Raw genomic sequence first — 4,393 nt, 5'->3', positions numbered from 1 at the left:
TTCTGAAACCTCACATGGCCGGGGAATCTACAAAATCCTCAGGGCTGTGGGGCAATGATTAGATTCATCAGGATTTCGTACGGAGCCTATCCTGAATTAACTGCTCAACTGCCACTGACCAGCTGTTTTCCTGACGGAACCATTCATCTCCTAGCGCGTTGCGATCATGGTTGCGCATGGCGCGCTCATAATCCGTAAATAAATCTTCAATTTTGTCTCGGGGCAACTCGACGCGAACTAGATGAGAACTAGATACGGTAACTCTGGCATTTGGAAATTTCTGGTGAACTCTTGGTTCGGCAAGCTTTAATGTCGTCTCTTGCTCTAATGGCGAAAGTAAAATAAGTTCATCGAGATCTTCTTTTAGCATCGCCAAATGGAAGTCAAGGCTCAGCTCCATCTTTTTAATGAAAGTGCTCTTTTGCTCAGGCATTGCGTCAGCCATCGTTTCAAGCTGCTGCAGAGTAGTTACAACCAAATGAAGCATTACTGATATCGAGGCATGAAGCCTAGTCATAGGCATGTTGTAATCTGGATTGCCGATTCCACTATGGACATCTAGCTGGGCGCTGGACACTTTATGGTAGAAAGAACCAGCACCATAGCAATCATCAGACCAACTAAACCGCCCTTGAAGTTCATTAAGAATCTGTGGATACACGGTGCTCCACACTCCACTCACAGACGGGCCTCTATCCTCTGTCCAAAGGCTATTCAAGTGAAACAGCGTGCAGCGCCCCTCAGCCACTAGAGCCTCAATTCGCCGCTTGTATACACCCTGAATAGAGTCTCCATTACGATCAATCAGAAGAATTAGATGAAATTTATCTAATCCCTCAAGCTCGAACGCCTCGAGGATTTCGTCGACTGCTCGCCCGGAAACAACAGTATCTATAAAGATAAATTTATCAGATGGAAGATCGCGCGGTAGAACTTGAGAAAGCTCCTTCTCCTGAAGATGCTGAACTATTTTTTTATAAAACGTCAAATGCGGATCTTGTCCATCCCGCCTAACAAGCGCACTCAAAACCTTAACCCAGAAACAGCATAGATCTAGAGCTGCCTGCCCGTACTCGACAATATTCTCTTTGGTGAAAACTCTAGTCCAGTAATACTCTGCTGTTTCATCTTTACTATTCGCCATTATTCCATCCCAAACTACAAATTAAATATTTCGGAATATAATACGCCTGTTCGAAAATTCTACGCACTAGAAACTCTCGGCTGGGTGTCTTTCCTGAGGGCTGGTCAGTAAGAGTTGAGCTCCAACTGCATCGTCCGCCCCGTGGAGCATTCTGAGAGGGCGATCATGATTATTTGCCACGACTCTTTCCAAGCATTCAGCTCGTTTGGCGAGGCGTTCTATGGATGACCGCTTTTGGCCGATTTCTGCCTGTCGTGAAGGGCTGCATCCGGCCCAGAGTGTGTAAAAACGCCTCCGCGAACCCTTGCTATGATTTCTGAGGATTTCATCGCAAGGATCGCCCATGAAGCGCTTTATCCAAGGTGAACATCGAGGCCAAGGCACCTTACTTCCCGAGAGCCTCGACGACTACGTCAGCGATACCAATCCGGTACGCGTAGTCGATGTCTTTGTCGACGAACTCGACCTGGTCAATCTGGGTTTTGAAGGTGCCATTCCAGCCGACACTGGCCGACCTGCTTACCATCCCTCGGTCTTGTTGAAGATCTACATCTACGGTTATCTCAACCGCATCCAGTCGAGCCGACGCCTGGAGCGAGAAGCCCAACGTAACGTCGAACTGATGTGGTTGACCGGACGTTTGATGCCGGATTTCAAGACCATCGCCAACTTCCGAAAGGACAACAGCAAGGCCATTCGAGGCGTCTGTCGCCAGTTCGTTGTGCTGTGTCAGCAGTTGGGATTATTCGGAGAAAATCTGGTCGCGATCGATGGCAGTAAGTTCAAAGCCGTCAACAACCGCGACCGCAATTTCACCAGCGCCAAACTGAAACGGCGCATGGAAGAAATTGAATCGAGTATCAATCGTTACCTGGCAGCACTCGATGCTGCTGATCGGCAAGAACCTCCATCTTCCGAGCCCAGTGCCGTGCGGCTGGAAGAGAAAATCGCCAAGCTCAAAACTCAAATGAAGGAGCTTCAGGCGATCGAAATCCAGCTCAATGAATCACCGGATAAACAGGTCTCACTGACCGATCCAGACAGCCGATCCATGATGACGCGCGGCACGGGAATTGTTGGCTATAACGTGCAGACAGCGGTCGACACGCAGCACCATTTGATCGTTGCGCATGAGGTGACCAACGTTGGTTCCGACCGCGATCAACTCAGCTCGATGGCTAAGCAAGCCCGCGAGGCGATGGCGTCAGAAACGTTGTCGGTAGTGGCGGACCGAGGTTACTTCAAAAGCGAACAAATCCTCGCTTGTCACGATGCCGGTATCACCGCCTATGTGCCCAAACCGATGACCTCTGGAGCCAAGGCTGACGGGCGTTTCAATAACGATGCCTTCATATATGACGCGGCAAAAAACGAATACATTTGCCCGGCTGGCGAGGCGCTGGTCTGGCACTACTCCTACGTTGAAAAAGGCCTGAATTTGCATCGTTACTGGAGTTCGAAATGCCGGGGCTGCGCGTTGAAATCGCAGTGCACCCCGAGCACGGAACGACGAATTCGACGCTGGGAGCATTGGCCCATTCCAGAGGCTGTAAAAACAACGTTACGTGTTCCAGGTCGCGACCGGTGCGACTCGAAGCATTGACCGTGCGATCGCTCAGCCAACGAACGTCAATGGCTCAAGACGATCAGGTTATGAGCGTTTTTACACACTCTGGACCATAAAGAGACATTCATTTTGCGTCGGGATGCCCCTAGCCGAAGCGATCAGTTGTTTGATCGATTTGAGCTGCCACCCAAATTGGCGAAAATATTAAATCAAACATCTCTAATGATGTATGCCCCATGTAGTTCTTTTATTTCATCTCCATGCTCTAAATACAGACTCCCCACGGCGCTGAATCTTTCCGGCGCGACTCCAAAGGCGTCGATAATTTTATTGCTCGCCCGAGATCGATCTTTAATCCATGCCTCGTACATCGCCTTGTATTCTTCAGAGTATGTTAGCTCACCGTTCAAACTTTGAGTAAAACAAGCATTAATAATGGGGCCGTCACCGGCCTTTTTATCAATGAAAAGTCATCATCTGTCAAATTTATAACTTTTAGAATATCCTTGTCTGTTAATCCTATCGCGTAGTCGTATTTCTCTCTGAATGTCAGATCACGCGACATCAAAAAAACTGTTCCGATGAGAGATTCTATATCTTTAAATTGCGCATCATTTAAAGGGTGCTTTAGTAACTTTAACTGCTCTACAAATTTAGTTACCCGCTTGCTTTCAGCTTTGGTAGCTTTCTGATTAGCCATTGCTGCATAGGAGCTAACGTACTCGTCAAGCAAACTTACATAGCCAAGAATTTTGAACTCCCAAAACCCCTCATAACGTTGCATGCCGGCAAGGCGAACCCACGACGTCTTCCTGTAATTGGATGCGTAGTATCGATCAAACACCGACTGCCATTTATCATCTAATGAGTGTCTTTGAGCTAAGCAGCTTAGCCAAAACTCGCCTCTTGAAGATTCTCGATCTACTTTTCTAAACGCCGAAAAGTAAATAGGCATAGCGTAGCTCGCACCACATCCAACCCATACATTTGCAATGGAAATAGCATTGGCAGTTAATACAGACAATAAAGTAGATAATTCAAACGATTTCTCTTTTACCTCCTTTACTGAAAATCCACCATCCGTCCGCTCAAAAATAAAGCGCGTATGTTCATGTATTACATGGTCTTCGCCACGCTTAGTTAGACTACCAATTGTATCGGTCTTTAAAGAGAAGTTCTCATCCGTCGTATTGACGCTTACCGATAGCTGAGGCACCTGGTTTTTCCAGATAATATTTTCGCCAATTTGGCCGGTAACATATTGTCCACGCAAAAACCAATCAGATGCATCTCCATATTTTATATGAAAATAGGTGATTTCAGATTTGATGTCGCCAAGTACGACAAAGTCCGCGTATAGCGAATACCTTTCAAGCTCGCAATTGAGTAGCGTGAGCTTCTGCCCATCTTTTGCTTTTGCCTTAAGAATCGAGAACTCACGTTGCGGAGCTTCATAGTATTGCGTCAAATCAAACTGTATGCGAATCAATGTTCCGTCGCCAAATGAAAGCTGTCCCTGACCTATGACGCCTTGGTCGTCATCATAAACTTCTACGTCGTACTCAAATTTGCTAGAGAAATCAAAATCATCTTTCATTGATAATCCGTTGTTAAAAAAGCTGTCTGACTTATTTATATACGAAATGTCGCGTCAAAAATATGCTTGGGAGACAGTATTTAGG

At 46.7% G+C, this 4,393-nt stretch carries 2 protein-coding genes and 1 pseudogene; 1 reads left to right on the top strand and 2 read right to left on the bottom strand.

The annotated features are described in order from the left end of the window. Positions 1-67: 67 nt before the first annotated feature. The gene (locus AC1DLB_RS28590; protein ID WP_477786145.1) at positions 68-1,144 is read right to left on the bottom strand and encodes a hypothetical protein; all 1,077 of its coding nucleotides are present in this window, start codon (positions 1,142-1,144) and stop codon (positions 68-70) included. A 343-nt stretch (positions 1,145-1,487) separates the two neighbouring features. Between AC1DLB_RS28590 and AC1DLB_RS28585 the strand changes: the two are divergent. After that, positions 1,488-2,708 (top strand): annotated as a pseudogene (locus AC1DLB_RS28585) (IS1182 family transposase); the annotation flags it as partial. A 409-nt stretch (positions 2,709-3,117) separates the two neighbouring features. On the opposite strand, the gene AC1DLB_RS28580 reads toward AC1DLB_RS28585, so the two are convergent. Further along, positions 3,118-4,308: an ApeA N-terminal domain 1-containing protein gene (locus AC1DLB_RS28580; RefSeq protein ID WP_477786144.1), complete on the bottom strand. Its 1,191-nt coding sequence runs from the start codon at positions 4,306-4,308 to the stop codon at positions 3,118-3,120. Positions 4,309-4,393: the final 85 nt, after the last annotated feature.

This window comes from Pseudomonas sp. 05N434 (assembly GCF_056396965.1).
Note: the sequence above shows the minus strand (reverse complement) of the source record. Positions and strands in the feature narration are given on the sequence as shown.